The following is a 19,100-nucleotide window of genomic DNA, read 5'->3' as shown; positions in this document are numbered from 1 at the left end:
ACTCCTTAATGCAGTCCAAAAACATTCAACATGGTCGAAAGCTTGGCGCCCGTTTCGCGCCATTCGGCAACCGGGGAAGAGGCTGGCACAATGCCGGCACCGGCGAAGAAACGCACCTGATTACGCAACAGCTTCGCGCAGCGAATCGTCACCACCCACTCGCCGTTGCCCTGCGCATCACACCAGCCGACAATGCCGCCAAACAGTTCGCGCTCGAACGGCTCCAGCTCGGCAATCAGTTTCTGCGCAACATGATGTGGAAAACCGCTCAGCGCGGGCGTCGGGTGCAGCAGGCAGGCCAGCGTCAGGGCGTTTTCTTGCGCGTTAGCTTGACCTTCAAATGGCGTACCGAGATGCCAGAGCGTGGGCGTGGTGACCAGTTGAGGAGAAGACGGCAGTTGCAGTTCACGACTGCGATCGCGCAGTACCGTTTTCATAGCCTGCGTCACGAGATCGTGTTCATGGCGGTCTTTCTCAGAGGCCAGCAGGCGGATCCCGGCTTCTCTGTCCAGCACGTCATCCGGCTGGCGTCGCGCAGAGCCAGCCAACGGCAGCGAGCTAAAATGGTTACCGTCTTTACGTAACAGCAACTCCGGACTGGCGCCGATCAATACGCCGCCATCTTCGATCGGCACATGGAAGTTATAACTTGCCGGATTTTGCGCCACCAGACGCTCCAGCAGCGCACCGCTGTCAATGTTGGCGTCGGCGGTGATATCGATCAGCCGCGACAACACCACTTTGTCCACTTCCGGGGTGGCGGTCCGGGCCGCCGCCTGGGCGACCATGTGTTCAAATACGTCCTGTTCAGGAATCGCTTTACGTTCCACGACGCTCAGCGACTGATGCGCGGTAAAGTAGCGCGACGATTGTTGCTTCGCCGTGCGGGAGAAGCTCTGCCAGGACCGGGGGATAAACAGCGACGATGGCTGGCGGGTATCAAAGGGGATGGCCCCAACCATTATGGGATTAGCGATACCCTGCGATTTGGCATCGGCAAACAGGGCGTGCATTTTTTGCTGGAACGGGCTGTCCGGTGAATCCCCATCAACTGCCGGTTCCGCATAGCGGGCAAAGCATCCTGACGTCGTAAAGCTACGGTACGGCGACATAAAGAAAAAACTGTCGGGAGCGAGTGTTGCCATAGTCTGCGGTATTTCCTCGGCCAGTGACGTATCCATATCATCCTCCAAAAATGATAAAGGTTTTAATAATGATTATCATTTATATTTTCGGTCGCTAACCTAAAAGCAAAGCGCCGGTATGTCAACTCTTGCCGTCACACAATGTGCGACTTAGGCTTGCATCCCTGCTCGCTAACAATGAAAATGAGAAGCATTAACTACATTGATAACAGGAAACTTATTCGTGCGACTCCCTGCGTTTTACCGAACGGCGCTCTTATTGGTTGGGCTGTCTCTTTCAGGAATTTCTTTAAGCCATGCGGCTGACTGGCCGCGTCAGGTCACCGACAGCCGTGGGACTCATACACTGGAACAGAAGCCACAGCGCATTGTCTCCACCAGCGTGACGCTGACCGGGTCGCTGCTGGCCATTGATGCGCCGATTATCGCCAGCGGGGCCACCACGCCGAATAACCGCATCGGCGACGCACAGGGTTTTTTACGCCAGTGGAGCGAGGTGGCAAAAGCCCGCAAGCTGAGCCGTCTGTATATTGGCGAACCGAGCGCCGAGGCCGTTGCCGCACAAATGCCGGACCTGATTCTGATCAGCGCCACCGGCGGTGATTCTGCCCTCGCCCTGTACGATCAGCTGTCCACCATTGCCCCCACGCTTATTATTAATTACGACGACAAAAGCTGGCAGTCGTTGCTGGCGCAGTTAGGTGAGATCACCGGGCATGAACAACAGGCGGCGGCACGCATTGCCGAGTTTGATAAGCAGCTGCAGGTGGTTAAGCAGCGCATTACCCTGCCGCCACAGCCGGTCAGCGCGCTGGTGTACACCGCCGCCGCGCACAGCGCCAACCTGTGGACGCCAGAGTCTGCGCAGGGCCAGCTGATGGAGCAGCTCGGTTTCACGCTGGCACCGCTGCCTGCCGGACTGCATACCAGCCAGAGTCAGGGCAAACGTCACGACATTGTGCAGCTTGGCGGTGAGAATCTGGCAACCGGACTGAACGGCGAGGCGCTGTTCCTGTTTGCAGGCGACAGCAAAGATGCCGACGCCATTTACGCGAACCCGCTGTTGGCACACCTGCCAGCCGTGCAGAATAAACGCGTCTACGCACTGGGCACTGAAACCTTCCGTCTGGATTACTACAGCGCCACGCTGCTGCTGCAACGCCTCTCCGCGCTGTTTTAATCTTTAGTGCCGGATGAGGTTTACGCCTTATCCGGCATTCACCGGCATCTGCCGAAAACGACGGACCTCACTCAACAGCAACAGCAGCAACAGACCAACGATTGCCAGGCCGAATCCACTGACGCTTGCCGACGCGACCGGAGTCATCATCGCACCCAAACCACCTAACAGCGCTGCGCCGATGGCATCACCGGTGACGTTCTGTGCGGTCCACAAACCGTTAATGCGCCCGAGCATCGCTTCCGGCGTCTGCGTCTGTAACAGGGTGTACTGCAACAGAGAACTCACCGCGCTCAGCCAGCCGAACAGCGCCAGGCAGACAACGCCTAATTGCCAGACAGGCATCAGCCCAAACAGGCCAATCGCGAGGAAGGACGCCACGGTCGACGTCAGCATAATCAAACCAGGACGCACGCTGTGCGCCAGTTGCCCACTGGTCAATGCGCCGATGGCGGCACCCAGCGGGATCGCCGCATACAGCAGACCAATCTGGGCGCTCGACATCTGCCAGCTCATCGCCAGCGCCGGGTAAAGTACGCGCACAGCGCTGGCCATGGTCAGCAGGCCGCCCAACAGCGCAATGCCGCCAATCAGCGGACTGGCAAGCAGGAAACGAAATGCTGCCAGCAGGGATTTCAATGGGTGTTCACGTGGCTGGGGCGGCGGCGGTAACGCAGGAAGGCTCAACAACGGCAGTAAGGTAATAAAAGTGCCTGCCGCCGCCAGACCATAGTTCCAGGCCACGCCGCCGGTGGCGAGCAGTACCCCACCTACCATCGGCGATATCACCGATCCCAGGCGCACCGTCAGCATGGTGATGGCCCCCGCCTGCATCAGGTTCTCACGCCCAACCAGCGCCGGCGTTGCCGCCAGCAGCGCCGTAACGCCCAATGAAGCAAAAAAGCCGTCCCATAAACCGAGGATATAAATTGCCAGCAGCGACGGTTCCGGGAGCAGCGCGTTCAGACACAGACCAATAAAGCCAATGCCGCAGGTGCCACGCGCCAGCAGGATCACTTTTTTACGCTCATAGCGGTCGGCCAGCACGCCGCCGATCATCAAGCCAATAAACATCGCGCTGCCGGTGAGCGTTACCGACAAACCAACCTGCCAGGTCGACTGGGTCATCATCTGGATCTGTACCGGCACCGCCACGCCGAGTAGTCCCAGAGAGACGATGGAAATAAAACGGGCAAGGAAAACGGCGCGAAATGCAGGGTGGGTCTTTAGCAGGCTGAGATTGAGCAGCCAGGATTGTCGATTCATTACAGAGCCTTACCAGGTACTTTTTCAATATCCATTCAATGGCTGCACATGCTAACATACCCAAATAAGATCGATAACGATAATTACTATCATTATCAAGGATAGTTGATATGTCATGCTCTGTTTCCGCGACACGCGCCTTTGCCGTGCCCGGACTGTTGTTATTACTTGTTGTCACCACGGTATTAAGTCTGGTTATTGGCGCCAGGTCGCTCCCTGCCTCCGTGGTGCTGGATGCGCTCACCGGCAGTTGTCATAGCGCTGATTGCATCATCGTGCTGGACGCGCGGCTCCCGCGCACGCTGGCAGGACTACTCGCAGGCGGCGCGCTGGGACTGGCGGGTGCCTTGATGCAAACGCTGACCCGGAATCCGCTGGCCGACCCCGGTATTCTTGGCGTCAATTCTGGTGCCAGCTTCGCCATTGTGCTGGGGGCCTCGCTGTTCGGTTTCTCCTCCCCGCAAGAGCAACTGCTGATGGCCTTTTCCGGGGCGCTAGCCGCGTCGCTGATTGTCGCCTTTACCGGCAGCCAGGGGGGTGGACAGCTCAGCCCGGTTCGCCTGACGTTGGCTGGCGTGGCGCTGGGGGCAGTACTGGAGGGATTATCCAGCGGCATCGCCCTGCTCAACCCTGACGTCTACGATCAACTGCGTTTCTGGCAGGCCGGTTCGCTGGACATTCGCAGTCTGCAAACCTTGAAAGTGGTCCTGATCCCGGTACTGATCGCCGGAGCCGTAGCCCTGTTCCTCAGCCGTGGCCTGAACAGTCTGAGCCTGGGCACGGATACCGCCACCGCGCTGGGCAGTAAAGTCGCCCGTACGCAGTTTATCGGTCTGCTGGTAATCACCGTCCTGTGCGGAAGCGCGACCGCGATTGTCGGCCCTATCGCCTTTATCGGCCTGATGATGCCGCATATGGCGCGCTGGCTGGTGGGAGCCGATCACCGCTGGTCGCTGCCCGTCACCTTACTGGCAACGCCTTCCCTGCTGTTAATTGCCGATATTATCGGTCGCCTGATTGTGCCCGGTGAGCTGCGCGTATCGGTGGTCAGTGCGTTTATCGGCGCGCCAGTGCTTATTTTTCTGGTACGCCGTAAGCAGCGTGGAGGTGGCGCATGATGCACCTTTCTCGTCGACTGATGATCAGTTGCCTGCTGCTGGTTGTGGGCTGTATCGCCGTCGGATTATGGAGCCTGCGTAGCGGCGTTGTGACGCTGGAAACGCAGCAGATCATTGCTGCCCTGCTGGGCGATGCACCGCGCAACATTACGCTGGTGGTGACGGAATGGCGTTTACCGCGCGTACTGATGGCACTACTGATTGGCGCGGCGCTGGGCGTCAGTGGCGCAATATTCCAGTCACTGATGCGTAACCCGCTGGGCAGCCCGGACGTGATGGGCTTCAATACCGGCGCCTGGAGCGGCGTGCTGGTGGCGATGGTGCTGTTTGGCCAGCATCTTACCGCCATTGCGCTGGCGGCCATGCTCGGCGGGGTCCTGACCTCGCTGGTCGTCTGGGCGCTGGCCTGGCGCAACGGTATAGAAACGTTCCGCCTGATTATCATCGGCATCGGCATTCGCGCCATGCTGGTGGCGTTTAACACCTGGCTGCTGCTGAAAGCCTCCTTAGAAACCGCGCTGACGGCCGGTCTATGGAACGCCGGATCGCTCAACGGTCTGACCTGGGCGAAAACCTGGCCATCCGCGCCGCTGATTATTGTGATGCTGGTGTGCGCCACGCTACTGGTACGCCGCCTGCGCTTGCTGGAAATGGGCGATGACAGCGCCTGTGCGCTGGGCGTCAGCGTCGAACGTTCGCGTTTAATGATGATGCTGGTGGCGGTAGTACTGACCGCAGCCGCCACCGCGCTGGCGGGGCCTATCTCGTTTATTGCCCTTGTCGCACCGCATATTGCCCGTCGCCTTAGCGGCACTGCACGCTGGGGATTAACCCAGTCAGCGCTGTGCGGCGCGCTGTTACTGCTGATGGCCGATTTATGCGCCCAGCAGCTATTTTTGCCTTATCAGCTTCCGGTCGGCGTTGTCACCGTAAGCCTCGGCGGTATTTATCTTATCGTCTTGTTAATTCAGGAGTCCCGCAAAAAATGACCGAATCAGTAGCCCGTTTGCGTGGCGACCAGTTAACGCTAGGGTATGGCAAGTTTACCGTGGCAGAAAACCTCGACGTGTCGATCCCCGACGGTCACTTCACCGCCATTATTGGCCCCAACGGCTGCGGGAAATCAACGCTGCTACGCACATTGAGCCGTCTGATGACGCCAGCGCACGGCAAGGTGTGGCTGGATGGTGAACATATTCAACATTACGCCAGTAAAGAGGTGGCGCGCCGCATTGGCCTGCTGGCGCAAAACGCCACTACGCCGGGCGATATTACCGTACAAGAGCTTGTCGCCAGAGGCCGTTATCCGCATCAGCCGCTGTTCACCCGCTGGCGTAAAGAAGATGAAGACGCGGTGATGAACGCCATGAAAGCTACCGGGATCACCCACCTGGCAGCACAAAGCGTAGATACGCTTTCCGGCGGACAGCGCCAGCGAGCGTGGATCGCCATGGTGCTGGCGCAGGAAACGTCAATCATGCTGCTTGACGAGCCGACCACCTGGCTGGATATCAGCCATCAAATAGATCTGCTGGAACTGCTCAGCGAGTTAAACCGCGAGAAGGGCTATACGCTGGCCGCCGTGCTGCACGATCTGAACCAGGCCTGCCGTTATGCCACGCATTTAATCGCGCTTCGTGAAGGGAAGATTATTGCCGAGGGTGCGCCGAAGGAAATTGTTACGCCGCAGCTTATCGAAAAGATCTACGGACTGCGCTGCATGATTATTGACGATCCGGTGGCCGGAACGCCACTGGTGGTGCCTCTCGGGCGTACAAAGTAAAATGCAAGGTAAGCCACCCATGGCGGCGTGGCTTACCCGATTAAGGTTTAACGTCCTTGCTTGCTAATATCTAGCGAATATTGTTAAGCAATTCACACATGATCGGCCCAATCTTCTCAAACGCCGACGGCGAAATAATATCAACATGCGCGCAGTCCTGACGGTAGATATCCAGACTGGCTATCCACGGCGACCAGCTGTGTTCAGGGCTGACACCCGGCGGTAAGGTACGTTCAGCGACAAACAGCGTGGCGTGACCGTCAAATGGCACGCTGTGCGCGGTGGTTAACAGACGCACCGCATCGGCATAGTTACCTTCAATGGTGCTAAACAGCGTGTCAGACGCATTGCCCTGCTGCGCCGCCAGAAACGCCTCGCGTTCGCGATCGATTTCCGCCAATACGGCAGGATCCAACCCATTGGCCTCTTTTTCCTGCCAGTTTTGCGTTTCCGGCGGCCAGGTATCCAGCAATCCCAGGAATGCAACCTTCTCTCCCCTGGACTGCAAGCGTGCCGCAATACCCTGCGCCAGCGTGCCGCCCAGCGAATAGCCCAGTAAATAGTAGGGGCCGCGAGGCTGCTGCGCCAGCAACGTTTTAAGATGGTATTCACAGACCTCATCGAGATTAGCTGCCGTCTGCATCGGCCCATTGGGCCGTGGCGACTGAATGCCAGTAATCGACCACTCAGGGCTCAAATAGCGTGATAACACGCTAAACTGCCAGGCAAAGCCGGACGCCGGATGGAAGCAGAACAGCGTTGGGCCATGGCTGGTGCGCAGCGGTAGCAACGCTTCAAACCCCAGTTGCTGTGACTGTGCGTCATCGTTGCTGTCCAACAGCGTACTGAGTTGTTCAACGGTGGAGGCGACCATCACCTGCCCGGGTGTCACCTGACGTTCAAATACGCGGCTCAACTGCGCCGCCAGCTTCATCGCCAGCAACGAATGACCTCCCAGCGCAAAGAAGTCCGCCGCCACATCATTAACCTCACAGCCCAGCAGCGCGGAAAAGGCCCCGGCAATGGTGGTCTCCGTGCCCGGGCATGGCGCGCGTCCTGCCGTGCGCGGCGTCAACTGCGGCATCGGTAAGGCTTTACGATCCAGCTTACCGTTGGCGCTGAGCGGTAACTCCGCCAGCTGCAATAACACGGTCGGCACCATATGCGCAGGCAGCGTTTCACGCAGTCTCGCCTGTAGTGCGGGAATATCCAGCGGCAACCCCGAGTGCGACACCAGATACCCTACCAGCTGGCGCGCATCGCCGCCGGTAGCTACCGCCTGATTGAATACGCAGGCATGGGCCACGGCATGCTCGACATCCGGTAGCGTCTGCATCACCCGATCAATCTCGCCCAGTTCAATACGCTGCCCGCGGATTTTTAGCTGGTCATCGCTTCTCCCGAGGTACTCCACCGCGCCATTATCCAACCAGCGCGCCACGTCCCCGGTACGGTACATACGTTCACCAGGTACAAACGGATCGGCAATAAAACGGCTTGCCGTCAGGTCCGGTCGGCCAAGATATCCCTGTGCTAGTTGGATCCCTGTCAGGTACAGATCGCCCGTCACGCCGACGGGTACCGGGCGCATCATGGCATCAAGGATCCGCAGGCCAGTATTCCAGACCGGATAGCCAATCGGCACGCTGTTGCCGGTCACGGCGGCAAGCGCATCTCCGCATGCCGGATACCAGCTGACATCCACCGCCGCTTCGGTCGGGCCGTACAAATTGTGCAGCGGTGCGTAGGTCAGTTGTTCCCACTCGCGGCATAGTTCTGCTGGCAGGGCTTCGCCGCTGCAGAACACCTGCTTCAGCGTGGCGCAGCTTTCCCGCGCCGTCTCCGGCGTCAGCGAGGCGACAAACGCCGCCAGCATCGACGGCACAAAGTGCGTGGTGGTCACGCCATATTGCGCAAAGAACCGCTGCATCGCCAGCGGGTCACGGTGCGCCTCAGGCTCCGCCATCACCAGCTTTGCGCCCGCAATAAACGGCCAGAAAAATTCCCACACCGAGACATCAAAACTGCACGGCGTTTTTTGCGCCACCACATCATCGGCGGTCAGCGGATAGTGATTTTGCATCCACAGCAGGCGGTTAACGATGGCGGTTTGCCCCACCATCACTCCCTTTGGTCTGCCGGTCGATCCCGAGGTAAAGATGATGTAGGCGGTATGCTCTGGACGCGACACCGCACGCGGCGAGATATCCTCGCGAGACAGCGGCGCGTTATAGCACACACTGTCCAGCCCAGGAATATCGCGAAAGCGGGACAACTGTTCCTCGGTGGTGACCAACAGCGACGGGCGCGCGTCTTCCAGCATCATCCGCAGACGATCGTCCGGGTAGCCGGTATCCAGCGGCAGCCAGGCAGCCCCCGCCTCCACAATGCCGTGCAGTGCGAGCGTCAGGAACACAGAGCGTGGTAAGGCCACGGCAACGCTGTCCCCTGGCCGCACGCCGCGTTCACGCAGCACCTGCGCCAGTGCAACAACCTGCTCACGCATTTCGCGGTAGCTGAACTGATAGCGAGCATCGGCCAGCGCCGGCGCATCCGGTGTTTTCGCGGCCTGTTCCGCCACCAGCGCGCTGAGCGTGGTGAACGGAATATCAACGGCCGTATTGTTGATTTTCGCCAGCTGTTCTTGCTCTGACGGCAACAGCATTTCAGCATCACCGCAGCGCAGCGCCGGGTTTTCAGCGAACTGGCCCATCAGCGCGGTTAAACGCGACGCATGTTGCGCCAGCGTCGCCTCATCATAACGCTGCTTATTGGCGAGGATCTCAATGCTCAGACCGCCGTTTTCATCCGGGAACAGCGCCAGTTCAAGATCGTTAACCGGTCCGGTCGCCAGCGTATGGGTTTGTGCCTGGATGCCGGGAAGATCCAACTGGTAGTCAAAGATTTTCACATTCAGTACCGGACCAAACAGCGCCTCTTCACCGGCCGCTCGCCCGCCGTCGCGCACAATTTGCTCCGCATCATAACGCTGATGACGACGCATCTTCTTGAGCTGCCCGGCCAGTCGTTTTGCCAGTTCAGGTAGGCTTTCCGCGGCATCAAGATGCACACCGACTGGCAGCACATTCAACACCGGCCCGGTTGCCGTTAGCGCTGCCGATCCCATGCGGCGCATGAAAATAAACCCGGCGGCATAATCCATCCGGCTGCATAAACGCCCCAACCATAGTGCCACCAGCGCCAGCGCTAAATCCGCACGCTGAATGTCAGGCATGCGCGCGGCAAGCTGGCGGAATACGCCGTCGGGGGCGGTCAACTGCATGCGAATAATATCCGCGCTGGTCGCCCGGCCCGGCAGGGGTTTGCCCGACAGCGAAGCCGGTGGCGGCAACTGATCTCGCTGCCCGGCCCAGAATGCGCCGTCACGTTGATACGCCTCGCTGTGGCGATACTGCTGATACTCTTCCACCACCTCGGCAAAGGGGGTAAAAGGTGATTCCGGCGTCGGTTCGCCGTGCTGCCATGCGCGGTAAATTGCGGCTATCTGGCGGGTAATCGCCGGAAAACTGAAGCCATCCACCAGCAAATGATGATAGCGCTGATACCAGTACCAACGGTTATCTGCCACTTGAATAAGTTGATGGCAGACCAGGGGTTTTGCGCCATCGGCACGAATGTCTTGTTGCACGTCAGCCTGCATCAACGCCCGTGCGGCGTCGTGCGGACTGGCCATGTCACGGACATCGATAATCTCGGGCTCAGCAAAAGTGAGAGCGGGATCAACCCACTGCCAAACCTCGCCGTTGTCTTCGCTAAACCGCATACGCAGGGTATCAGCATGCCCCAGACCGACGACAACCGCCTTCGCCAGCAGCGGCGCGTTCAGCTCCCCGGTTAATTCCACGTAGTGCGCGACGCTCCATGCTGAAGGCAAGATGGAGAGTTTTTCCGCCATCCAGATCCCCGGCTGGGCCGCGACTAACGGTAAGCGCTGAGTCATTCGGCCTCCTGTACATCGGCATAATTTGCAGGTGTTAGCGTGGTCCAGTTTTCCGCCAGCCATTGCTGACAGGCTTCCTGGGATTGCGGTTCGCATGCGATGGCCCAACCAGCAGGAAGCGAGCACTGCTGCGGCCAAAGGCTAAACTGACGTTGGGGATTTTGCAGAATGTAAAACTGACCCTGCGGGTTATCGAAAGGGTTACTGAATTCCATACTCAACTCCTGTCGTGGAACATCGTCCGGTTAAATCGTGTCGGTGAGCGGCTGCCAGAGCGTCATCAGCCCGTGCATTAAGCCGCCGCGCCAGCAAAGCGCGTCGTGTCCACCTTCAACCTGACGCCAGAAAATAGACCGTGGTGCATGTGGTAACTGTGCGAAGAGCGCCTGATTGGCGCAAAAAATAATCGGTTCACGAATTCCGGCCTCCAGAACAATACGCAGCCCCTGCGCACTCAACGTTCCTGCCCTCAGTTGTTCAATCACCATCCCATCCTGATGAGCACCGCGATGCGGCCACCAGTAAGAACCGGACTGGCTGAGCACGCAGCCAAAACGTTCTGGCCAGTTCAGACCGGCATACAGCGAGGATAAGCCCCCAAAGCTTTGCCCGGCGACGACCGTGCGCTGCGGATCGTCACTGAACGCGGCAGTCGCTTTCACCAGCGGCAGTAACTCCTGCTGCACCGCCAGCCAGAAATCGGCATTGCACGGCAGCTCGCGGCTGCGATGAGATGTATCGATGGCATCGATCAGGAGATAAACGGCAGGGGGGAGCAGATGTCGCTGGGTCAGTGAGGTCAGCGCGGGCCAGACCGGCATGCTGTGCGCCCAAAACTGTCCGTCCAGCAGGACCGCCAGCGGACGTTCCCCGGGATTCGCCTCGCCGGTGGTAAACACCCACACACGGCGCGTATTGCCCAACCTCTCGCTGTGCCATTGCAAGCAAAGCGCTGGTGAATCCGGAGGTTGGGGACTGTCCCAGCCAGGCTGAACGGGGGCGTCGGGCATTTCCAGCGCTGAGACCGCATGACCGCGCCCGCCTTGCCAGCTCTGAGGATTTAGGGGATCGGCGATGGCCTGCGGCAGCAACTGTCGCCAGCCTTCGCGTAGTAACGTTCTGTCCGGGGTGTCGCCAGCGTTCAACGTGGCAAAAATGTCGTCTCGTGTCGAAGGGATGAAACAGTAACTGCCGCGCCAGCGGGCGTTCAGGGTAATGCTCCAGCACCAAACATCTGTACCGTCAATACGTTGCATCGACTGGGGAACGGCATTTTGATGGTGGTCGGTCACGCCGGTAATGTAGACCCACACGCGGCGAATTGTGGAGTATTTTTCCGTTCCCTGCGGGTCACGCCACCAGAACGTGACGCGGTAATCTCCGCTGTCTTCACGCACCCATTCCGGGCCATTTTTTGACTGCCACCACGCCTCGCTTCCCATCATTAACGCCGTCACCGTCATAACCCCATGTTTATTGTGCAATTTTAAATCTAATGGTGAAATATATTGATAATATTATTGATAACTATTTGCATTTGCAATAGCGTATTGTCGCGCTGTGGGAAGCGCGTACAGTTTTTCACCACTCATAAACCGACCTGACGCTGCGAACTTTTTCTGGAACGGATGGTTTTCGCAGGAGCGGGCGACATCAGGCCAAATGCCCCACAACGGCACATTGGTTCACGTGGCTAAAAGAAAGCAGGACATACAATGAACAACAAGATTCATTCACTGGCCTTATTGGTCAATTTAGGGATTTACGGGATAGCGCTGCCAGCGATGGCAGAAGATAAAACCGATAGCACCGCCGTCTCGCATGAAGATACCATCGTCGTTACCGCCGCCCAGCAGAACCTGCAGGCGCCTGGTGTTTCCACCATCACCGCTGATGAAATCCGTAAGAATCCTCCTGCGCGCGATGTGGCGGAAATCATCCGTACCATGCCTGGCGTTAACCTGACCGGTAACTCAACCAGCGGCCAGCGCGGCAACAACCGTCAGATTGATATTCGCGGCATGGGGCCAGAAAACACCCTGATTCTGATCGACGGCAAGCCAGTCACCAGCCGCAACTCCGTACGTCAGGGCTGGCGCGGCGAGCGTGATACCCGTGGCGATACCGCCTGGGTTGCACCTGAAATGATTGAGCGCATTGAAGTGCTGCGTGGTCCTGCTGCGGCGCGTTACGGCAACGGCGCTGCAGGTGGTGTAGTGAATATCATCACCAAAAAAGGCAGCAACGAATGGCATGGTTCCTGGAATACCTATTTCAACGCCCCGGAACACAAAGAAGAAGGTTCCACCAAACGCACCAACTTTAGTTTGAATGGCCCACTGGGCGGGGATTTCAGCTTCCGTCTGAACGGTAATCTTGATAAAACGCAGGCTGACGCCTGGGACATCAACGAGGGTCATCAATCTGCACGTACGGGGTCATACGCCGATACCATGCCCGCGGGTCGTGAAGGGGTAAAAAACAAAGACATCAACGGCCTGCTGCGTTGGGATTTTGCGCCAATGCAATCGTTGGAATTTGAAGCGGGTTACAGCCGTCAGGGCAATCTGTACGCTGGCGATACCCAGAATACTAACAACGATAACAAAACCAGTGGGCTGGTAAAAAAATACTACGGTAAAGAAACCAACCGTATGTACCGCCAGAACTATGCGCTGACATGGAACGGCGGCTGGGACAACGGCATTACCACCAGCAACTGGGCGCAATACGAACACACCCGTAACTCTCGTTTGGGTGAAGGCCTGGCAGGCGGTCTTGAGGGGCTGTTTAACAGTAATCAATTTACCGACACTGACCTGGCAGATGTCACCCTGCACAGCGAAATCAGCATTCCATTCGATCTGTGGGTTAATCAGAACCTGACGCTTGGTACCGAGTGGAACCAGCAGCGTATGAAAGATATGACGTCCAATACCCAGACCTTTATGGGCGGAAACATACCCGGCGCCAGCAGCACCGATCGCAGCCCCTATTCAGACGCAGAGATCTTCTCCCTATTTGCTGAAAACAACATGGAGCTGACCGACAGCACCATGCTAACGCCGGGCCTGCGTTTCGATCACCACAGTATCGTGGGCGATAACTGGAGTCCGTCGCTGAACCTGTCTCAGGGTCTGGGCGACGACTTTACCCTGAAAATGGGCATCGCGCGGGCCTATAAAGCGCCGAGCCTGTACCAGACTAACCCGAATTATATTTTGTACAGCAAAGGCCAGGGGTGCTATGCCACCGGTTCTGCCAGCGGTATTGGCTGCTACATGATGGGTAACGATGACCTGAAAGCCGAAACCAGTATCAACAAAGAGATTGGTCTGGAGTTCAAACGTGACGGCTGGCTGGCGGGCGTTACCTGGTTCCGCAACGATTACCGTAACAAGATCGAGGCAGGAACTGTACCGCAAAGCAGAACATCAATTACCCAGAAAAACCCGACTACGGGTAAAACAACAACAACCTACACCGATATTTATCAGTGGGAAAACGTGCCTAAAGCAGTGGTAGAAGGCCTGGAAGGGACGTTGAACGTGCCGGTGAGCGAGACCGTCAACTGGACCAACAACATCACCTACATGCTGCAGAGTAAGAATAAAGAGACCGGCGAGCGCCTGTCGATTATTCCTGAGTATACACTGAACTCCACGCTGAGCTGGCAGGCACGCGAGGATCTGTCCTTGCAGTCCACCTTCACCTGGTATGGAAAACAGCAGCCGAAGAAATACGATTATCAGGGTAAACCGGTCACCGGCAGTTCAGCTCAGGAAGTCAGCCCGTACAGCATTGTCGGTCTGAGCGCGACCTGGGATGTGACCAAAACCGTCAGCCTGACCGGCGGTGTGGATAACGTCTTTGACAAACGTCTGTGGCGCGAAGGGAATGCCCAAACCACCAGCGATATCAAAACTGGCGACTATATGGCGGGCGCAGGCGCGTACACCTATAACGAACCGGGCCGTACGTGGTATATGAGCGTTAATACGCACTTCTGATAACGTTTTACCCTCTCCTCCATTGAGGAGAGGGTATTCGTGAGCCATCATGCACACAATCCACACCCCACTGTCCTTCGCCAGCCATACGCTGCATCTCGTCGAATTTGCCCCCGACAGCCTGCATGAACACGATCTGCTGTGGCTTCCTCATTACGCCCAGCTCGCAGCCTGCGGGCGTAAACGACAAGCTGAGCATTTAGCGGGGCGTATTGCCGCCGTCCATGCGCTGCGCGAATATGGCAGTAAAACCGTACCCGGCATCGGCGAGCGCCGCCAACCGCTGTGGCCACCAGGTCTGTTTGGCAGCATCAGCCATAGCGCTTCGACCGCGTTGGCGGTTGTCTCGCCGCATCCCATTGGGCTAGACATTGACGCTATTTTTACACCCGACACCGCTGCCGAACTGGCTGATAGTATTATCGACAACCATGAACAACAGGTTTTGCAAGGTTGCCTGGTCCCCTTTCCGCTCGCCTTAACCCTGGCGTTCTCCGCCAAAGAGAGCGTATATAAAGCGTTCAGTGCGCAAACTCGCGGACTGCCGGGCTTTGCCAGCGCCAAAATCATCGCCCTCACCACCAATCACTTAATGGTGCGAATAATGCCGTCATTTTCGTCAAACCTCGGCGGATTGAACGTCAACGTGCGCTGGGTCTCTCGCGATAACAGCGTCATTACCCTATGTGACGCTACTTTTTAACAAACTCACCAATCGCCTGATACGTGGCCTGCGCTTCCTGCGGGACTTTATCTTCCAGCATCAGATAGGCATGGATCATCCCCGGAAAGTGAACGTGCTGTACGGGAATGCCCTCAGCTTGCAGTTTGGCAACAAAGGCAAAATCCTCATCGCGCAACGGATCCAGCCCGCCGCTAAAGAGTAGTGTGGCCGGAAAATCTTTACGCAATGGAAAATAGAGCGGTGATGCCAGTTTACGATCTTCATCGTTCTGGAAATACTGCTGGAAGTACCAGCGTATCTTGCTTTCATCGAGCAGTTTCCCTGTGCCGTTTTCCTTCACGGATGGCCAGCCTGGCGTGTAATCCAGACTCGGGTAGATCAGTACCAGCCGATTAATCAGCCCCGGCTGATGACGGGAAAGCGACGCGGCGAGCGTTGCGCTGAAAGCACCGCCACCGCTGTCACCGACCAGGGTCAGTTGACCCTGATAGGGTATGTGCTGACGCTCGAGCAATGAATAGACATTTTCGACCACGGCTTTAGCATCAGAGAGACCTGCCGGATACGGGTTTTCCGGTGACCGCCGATAGTCGACCGACACCACCGTATTGCCGGTTGCCGTCGCCAGATGCCGGGCCACGGGATCGTAGACCTCCACTGACCCACTCAGGTGTCCGCCACCGTGAATAAACACCAGCACCGCTGGCGAACCGGCTAATGACGGACGATAAATACGTACCGGGATGCGACGTTCCCCGGTATCCACTTCATCATTGATGACCGCCGCCATGGGGTCGGAAGTGGTGACGTTGGCTTTGGTCAGCGCCGCTAATCCTGCTCGCGAACTGAGTGTGTCGTAAACCGGTTTGTCCGTCGCGGGTTGGGCGGCGAGAAATTCCGCCAGAGGCGCTGGCGGGGCTTGCGTCAGCGGGCCGTGTTCCTGTTGCCAGCGTTGCTGATAGCGCTGTTGCTGCTCCTGCAACGCGTCGGCGCTGACTGCCGCGCTGAAAAGATTCGCCGCCATGGCGACTACGGCGGGTTGAACTAAGGCCTTGCCGGATAACCCGAATCGGCTACCTGATTTCATGGTACGTTCTCCGTTGAACCGTTTCGCGAAAGAGTATAGCCGTTGCTAATAATCTGTCTGAACGGTTATGGCGGATGACGGCGTTATCCCTGCCGACACGCAGCCAGCGACTGACGCTGCTGACCCTGCGCATCAAAGTTTTCCGCGGCCAGCCAGCGTTGTAAAACGGCATCACGTTGTGGCCATTCACCGTCAATCATCGATAGCCAGTCGCTGTCGCGGTTACGGCCCTTGCGCACAATTTTCTGGCGGAAACGCCCTTCAAAGACAAAACCTAAGCGTTCTGCCGCCCGTCGCGACGCATCGTTCAGCGAGTCACATTTCCACTCCACACGACGATACCCGAGGGCAAATGCCTGACGCAGCAGCAGCCAGACGGTTTCCGTCCCCAGCACCGTATTTTTCATCCGCGGCGACCAGGTTACATGACCAATTTCGACCGAGCCGTTCTCGCGGTCCATCGCCATAAAGCACACCAGCCCGACGGCGCGCCCCGAGCGCAAATCGATAACCGCGTAGGGAACCAACCCGGCGTCAGTAGATTTTCCTTTTACCCAGTGGGCCGCTACCGCAACGCTCGTCGGCCGCTCGCTGGCAAGCCAGGTCCAGTCACGTTCGTCCGGCGCTTGCGCATAGGCGTCAAATAAATCGGCGGCATGGCGGTCTGCATCCAGCACCTCAAGACGGCAATAACGACCTTCCAGTACAACCCGAGGTAGCACTGACGCCCCATTCCAGTCCGGCAGGACATCGCCTACCGTCTGTCCATACTGATTAATTTCCGGCACTGCTCACCCCCGTTGTGAAAGCAAAAAACAGTTATAGCACCTGTCATTTTGCGTTCAAAGCGCAGGATGTGGATTTCCCTGATCGTACGGAAAACCGTCAGTCCTTCTATACTCTAAGGATTTCGAGTTGCAGGAAGGCGACAAGACTGCAAGTTCCTGGGAGCTTACTAAAGTAAGTGACCAGGATGAGCAGGCGCTGTCAACGCACCTGCGGCTCGAAAGACGACGAGTAAATACTGATTAAAAATCAACGCTCAAGGGAACGCTATGTCACTACCCGACTTTCACGTCTCCGAACCGTTTACATTGGGCATTGAGCTGGAAATGCAGGTGGTTAATCCGCCAGGCTATGACCTGAGCCAGGACTCTTCCCGACTGATTGACACCGTAAAACCGCAGCTCACCGCCGGAGAAGTGAAGCACGATATCACCGAAAGCATGCTGGAGATGGCAACCGGCGTCTGTCGTAACATAGATCAGGCAGCAGCAGAGTTTTCCGCCATGCAACAGATAATCCTGCAGACCGCGACGGAGTATCACCTCGACATCTGCGGCGGCGGCACGCACCCGTTTCAGACATGGCGGCGTCAGGAGGTGTGCGATGACGAGCGCTACCGGCGCAACCTGGAGAACTTTGGTTATCTCATCCAGCAGGCAACGGTGTTTGGCCAGCATGTCCACATAGGCTGTACCCACGGCGACGACGCCATTTACCTGCTGCACGGCCTGTCACGCTTTGTACCGCATTTTATTGCGCTCTCTGCCGCCTCACCGTATATGCAAGAAGCCGATACGCGATTTGCCTGCGCTCGACTCAATATCTTCTCAGGATTTCCCGATAACGGTCCGATGCCGTGGGTTAACAACTGGCAGGAATTTGAGGGATTATTTCGCCGACTGGCCTACACCAGCCTCGTTGACAGCATTAAGGATTTGCACTGGGACATCCGCCCCAGTCCGCACTTTGGCACGGTAGAAGTTCGCGTAATGGATACCCCGCTCACCCTCGAGCATGCGATCAACATGGCCGGACTCATTCAGGCTACGGCCCATTGGTTGTTGAAAGAGCGTCCCTTCAAACATCAGGAGCGTGATTACCTGCTGTATAAATTTAACCGTTTTCAGGCTTGCCGCTTTGGACTGGAGGGGATCGTTACCGACGTGCATACCGGCACTCATCACCGCCTGGCGGATGACACGCTTCGATTGCTGGAGCTTGTCGCCCCCTCGGCGGATAAAGTGGGTGCCGTCAGTGCCATTGACGCCTTACGCCAGCAGGTAAAAAATGGGCACAACGAAGCGCAGCGCATGCGTGATTTCGTGGCCGATGGCGGATCGCTCAGCGGACTGGTGAAAAAACATTGTGAGATCTGGGCGGGGCGTTAAGCAAGGGGTTTGCGTTAGCACAGGAGATCCCGGACAATGGTCTTTTAACTCAAGTTTAACAATGTTATGAAACACCCGCTTGAATCACTGATGACCGCCGCCGGGATCCTGCTGTTGGCCTTTCTGTCCTGCCTGCTGCTGCCCGCGCCTTCGCTTGGCCTGGTGCTGGCGCAAAAACTCGTCGCCACTTTACATTTGATGGATCTTAACCAGTTTTATACGTTGCTATTTTGTTTGTGGTTTTTACTGCTTGGGGTGATTGAGTATTTTATTCTGCGCTTTATCTGGCGACGCTGGTTCTCGCTGGCAGATTAACCCCGCGAGAACCCTATGTCTTTAATGCGTACGGCTGTGATTTTCTTTGCGGTACGCGCCGGGTGGCTGGCTGAACGTACGGGTGAAGATACGCGTAAAGGTCTGCTGCGAATCGAAGCCGTACTTCAGGCAGATATCGTACACTTTCTGGTCGGTATCACGTAAATCACGCGCCGCCAGCAGCAGCTTACGCTCGCGAATGTAGCGCCCAAGGCTCTCGCCTTTATACTGCATAAACAGACGCTGCAGATGCCATTTTGAATATCCCGCGTGGCGGGCAATATCATCAATGCGCAATGGTTGATTCAAATTATCATCAATCCATTCGACAATCGTCTCGATAACTTGTGCAGAAATCGTCATCGTTATCTCCCTT

The 19,100-nt window shown here is 57.2% G+C and carries 16 protein-coding genes; 8 read left to right on the top strand and 8 right to left on the bottom strand.

Annotation, left to right across the window (positions count from 1 at the left end; genetic code table 11):
• Nucleotides 1-5: 5 nt before the first annotated feature.
• Nucleotides 6-1,181 (bottom strand): isochorismate synthase EntC, encoded by a 1,176-nt coding sequence (entC, locus tag QNN86_RS04300; RefSeq protein ID WP_414210686.1) that lies wholly within the window; start codon nucleotides 1,179-1,181, stop codon nucleotides 6-8.
• A gap of 187 nt (nucleotides 1,182-1,368) precedes the next feature.
• Here entC and fepB point away from each other — a divergent pair, with 187 nt between their 5' ends.
• Nucleotides 1,369-2,325 (top strand): Fe2+-enterobactin ABC transporter substrate-binding protein, encoded by a 957-nt coding sequence (gene fepB, locus QNN86_RS04295; protein WP_181618867.1) that lies wholly within the window; start codon nucleotides 1,369-1,371, stop codon nucleotides 2,323-2,325.
• 27 nt (nucleotides 2,326-2,352) lie between these two features.
• Here the strand turns inward: fepB and entS are convergent, their stop codons facing one another.
• Complete coding sequence (gene entS, locus QNN86_RS04290) at nucleotides 2,353-3,591, bottom strand: enterobactin transporter EntS (RefSeq protein WP_096757935.1); 1,239 nt, start codon at nucleotides 3,589-3,591, stop codon at nucleotides 2,353-2,355.
• A 110-nt stretch (nucleotides 3,592-3,701) separates the two neighbouring features.
• On the opposite strand from entS, the gene fepD reads away from it, so the two are divergent.
• From fepD to fepC, 3 genes are read left to right on the top strand one after another with little or no spacing between them, the layout of a single operon-like run.
• Nucleotides 3,702-4,709 carry a Fe(3+)-siderophore ABC transporter permease gene (fepD, locus tag QNN86_RS04285; protein ID WP_181618865.1) on the top strand — a complete coding sequence of 336 codons (1,008 nt, stop codon included), beginning with the start codon at nucleotides 3,702-3,704 and terminating at the stop codon, nucleotides 4,707-4,709.
• A complete protein-coding gene (gene fepG / locus QNN86_RS04280) occupies nucleotides 4,706-5,698 on the top strand; it encodes an iron-enterobactin ABC transporter permease (RefSeq protein WP_181618864.1) in 993 nt (330 codons plus the stop codon). The genes fepD and fepG overlap by 4 nt, the downstream gene beginning before the upstream one ends.
• Nucleotides 5,695-6,492 carry an iron-enterobactin ABC transporter ATP-binding protein gene (fepC, locus tag QNN86_RS04275; RefSeq protein WP_096757937.1) on the top strand — a complete coding sequence of 266 codons (798 nt, stop codon included), beginning with the start codon at nucleotides 5,695-5,697 and terminating at the stop codon, nucleotides 6,490-6,492. The genes fepG and fepC overlap by 4 nt, the downstream gene beginning before the upstream one ends.
• Nucleotides 6,493-6,562: 70 nt before the next feature.
• Here the strand turns inward: fepC and entF are convergent, their stop codons facing one another.
• From entF to fes, 3 genes are read right to left on the bottom strand one after another with little or no spacing between them, the layout of a single operon-like run.
• Nucleotides 6,563-10,453, bottom strand: a complete 3,891-nt coding sequence (gene entF, locus QNN86_RS04270) for an enterobactin non-ribosomal peptide synthetase EntF (protein WP_414210685.1) — start codon at nucleotides 10,451-10,453, stop codon at nucleotides 6,563-6,565.
• Nucleotides 10,450-10,668 carry an MbtH family protein gene (locus QNN86_RS04265; RefSeq protein WP_096757939.1) on the bottom strand — a complete coding sequence of 73 codons (219 nt, stop codon included), beginning with the start codon at nucleotides 10,666-10,668 and terminating at the stop codon, nucleotides 10,450-10,452. The genes entF and QNN86_RS04265 overlap by 4 nt, the downstream gene beginning before the upstream one ends.
• A 30-nt stretch (nucleotides 10,669-10,698) precedes the next feature.
• Nucleotides 10,699-11,916: an enterochelin esterase gene (gene fes, locus QNN86_RS04260; RefSeq protein WP_279277138.1), complete on the bottom strand. Its 1,218-nt coding sequence runs from the start codon at nucleotides 11,914-11,916 to the stop codon at nucleotides 10,699-10,701.
• 252 nt (nucleotides 11,917-12,168) lie between these two features.
• On the opposite strand from fes, the gene QNN86_RS04255 reads away from it, so the two are divergent.
• Both QNN86_RS04255 and entD read left to right on the top strand, forming a co-directional pair.
• Nucleotides 12,169-14,463: a TonB-dependent siderophore receptor gene (locus tag QNN86_RS04255; RefSeq protein WP_181618860.1), complete on the top strand. Its 2,295-nt coding sequence runs from the start codon at nucleotides 12,169-12,171 to the stop codon at nucleotides 14,461-14,463.
• 49 nt (nucleotides 14,464-14,512) lie between these two features.
• A complete protein-coding gene (entD, locus tag QNN86_RS04250) occupies nucleotides 14,513-15,166 on the top strand; it encodes an enterobactin synthase subunit EntD (RefSeq protein ID WP_181618859.1) in 654 nt (217 codons plus the stop codon).
• Here the strand turns inward: entD and QNN86_RS04245 are convergent.
• Both QNN86_RS04245 and QNN86_RS04240 read right to left on the bottom strand, forming a co-directional pair.
• Nucleotides 15,156-16,235: an alpha/beta hydrolase gene (locus tag QNN86_RS04245; RefSeq protein WP_181618858.1), complete on the bottom strand. Its 1,080-nt coding sequence runs from the start codon at nucleotides 16,233-16,235 to the stop codon at nucleotides 15,156-15,158. The genes entD and QNN86_RS04245 overlap by 11 nt on opposite strands.
• Nucleotides 16,236-16,318: 83 nt before the next feature.
• Nucleotides 16,319-17,023 (bottom strand): GNAT family N-acetyltransferase, encoded by a 705-nt coding sequence (locus QNN86_RS04240; protein ID WP_414210684.1) that lies wholly within the window; start codon nucleotides 17,021-17,023, stop codon nucleotides 16,319-16,321.
• A 267-nt stretch (nucleotides 17,024-17,290) separates the two neighbouring features.
• Here QNN86_RS04240 and QNN86_RS04235 point away from each other — a divergent pair, with 267 nt between their 5' ends.
• The gene (locus QNN86_RS04235) at nucleotides 17,291-18,409 is read left to right on the top strand and encodes a YbdK family carboxylate-amine ligase (protein ID WP_414210683.1); all 1,119 of its coding nucleotides are present in this window, start codon (nucleotides 17,291-17,293) and stop codon (nucleotides 18,407-18,409) included.
• Between the two features lie 66 nt (nucleotides 18,410-18,475).
• A complete protein-coding gene (locus QNN86_RS04230) occupies nucleotides 18,476-18,724 on the top strand; it encodes a DUF1158 domain-containing protein (RefSeq protein WP_115259141.1) in 249 nt (82 codons plus the stop codon).
• A gap of 21 nt (nucleotides 18,725-18,745) precedes the next feature.
• Here QNN86_RS04230 and QNN86_RS04225 read toward each other — a convergent pair whose 3' ends face one another.
• Entirely contained in the window at nucleotides 18,746-19,087 is a 342-nt protein-coding gene (locus QNN86_RS04225; protein ID WP_045440915.1) for a RamA family antibiotic efflux transcriptional regulator, read from the bottom strand.
• Nucleotides 19,088-19,100 lie beyond the last annotated feature (13 nt).

The organism is Citrobacter sp. C348 (assembly GCF_047467975.1).
In the GTDB taxonomy this organism is placed as follows: domain Bacteria; phylum Pseudomonadota; class Gammaproteobacteria; order Enterobacterales; family Enterobacteriaceae; genus Citrobacter; species Citrobacter gillenii.
The sequence above is the reverse complement of the archived record's forward strand: the minus strand, read 5'-3'. Positions and strand labels throughout refer to the sequence as shown.

What these genes read in the sequence shown, in the direction of transcription:
- QNN86_RS04265 (WP_096757939.1), bottom strand. Translation starts at nt 10,668, where the DNA reads ATGGAATTCAGTAACCCTTTCGATAACCCGCAGGGTCAGTTTTACATT.
- QNN86_RS04245 (WP_181618858.1), bottom strand. Translation starts at nt 16,235, where the DNA reads ATGAAATCAGGTAGCCGATTCGGGTTATCCGGCAAGGCCTTAGTTCAA.
- fepC (WP_096757937.1), top strand. Translation starts at nt 5,695, where the DNA reads ATGACCGAATCAGTAGCCCGTTTGCGTGGCGACCAGTTAACGCTAGGG.
- entC (WP_414210686.1), bottom strand. Translation starts at nt 1,181, where the DNA reads ATGGATACGTCACTGGCCGAGGAAATACCGCAGACTATGGCAACACTC.
- QNN86_RS04235 (WP_414210683.1), top strand. Translation starts at nt 17,291, where the DNA reads ATGTCACTACCCGACTTTCACGTCTCCGAACCGTTTACATTGGGCATT.
- QNN86_RS04230 (WP_115259141.1), top strand. Translation starts at nt 18,476, where the DNA reads ATGAAACACCCGCTTGAATCACTGATGACCGCCGCCGGGATCCTGCTG.
- fes (WP_279277138.1), bottom strand. Translation starts at nt 11,916, where the DNA reads ATGACGGTGACGGCGTTAATGATGGGAAGCGAGGCGTGGTGGCAGTCA.
- fepG (WP_181618864.1), top strand. Translation starts at nt 4,706, where the DNA reads ATGATGCACCTTTCTCGTCGACTGATGATCAGTTGCCTGCTGCTGGTT.
- fepD (WP_181618865.1), top strand. Translation starts at nt 3,702, where the DNA reads ATGTCATGCTCTGTTTCCGCGACACGCGCCTTTGCCGTGCCCGGACTG.
- entS (WP_096757935.1), bottom strand. Translation starts at nt 3,591, where the DNA reads ATGAATCGACAATCCTGGCTGCTCAATCTCAGCCTGCTAAAGACCCAC.
- QNN86_RS04225 (WP_045440915.1), bottom strand. Translation starts at nt 19,087, where the DNA reads ATGACGATTTCTGCACAAGTTATCGAGACGATTGTCGAATGGATTGAT.
- entD (WP_181618859.1), top strand. Translation starts at nt 14,513, where the DNA reads ATGCACACAATCCACACCCCACTGTCCTTCGCCAGCCATACGCTGCAT.
- QNN86_RS04255 (WP_181618860.1), top strand. Translation starts at nt 12,169, where the DNA reads ATGAACAACAAGATTCATTCACTGGCCTTATTGGTCAATTTAGGGATT.
- entF (WP_414210685.1), bottom strand. Translation starts at nt 10,453, where the DNA reads ATGACTCAGCGCTTACCGTTAGTCGCGGCCCAGCCGGGGATCTGGATG.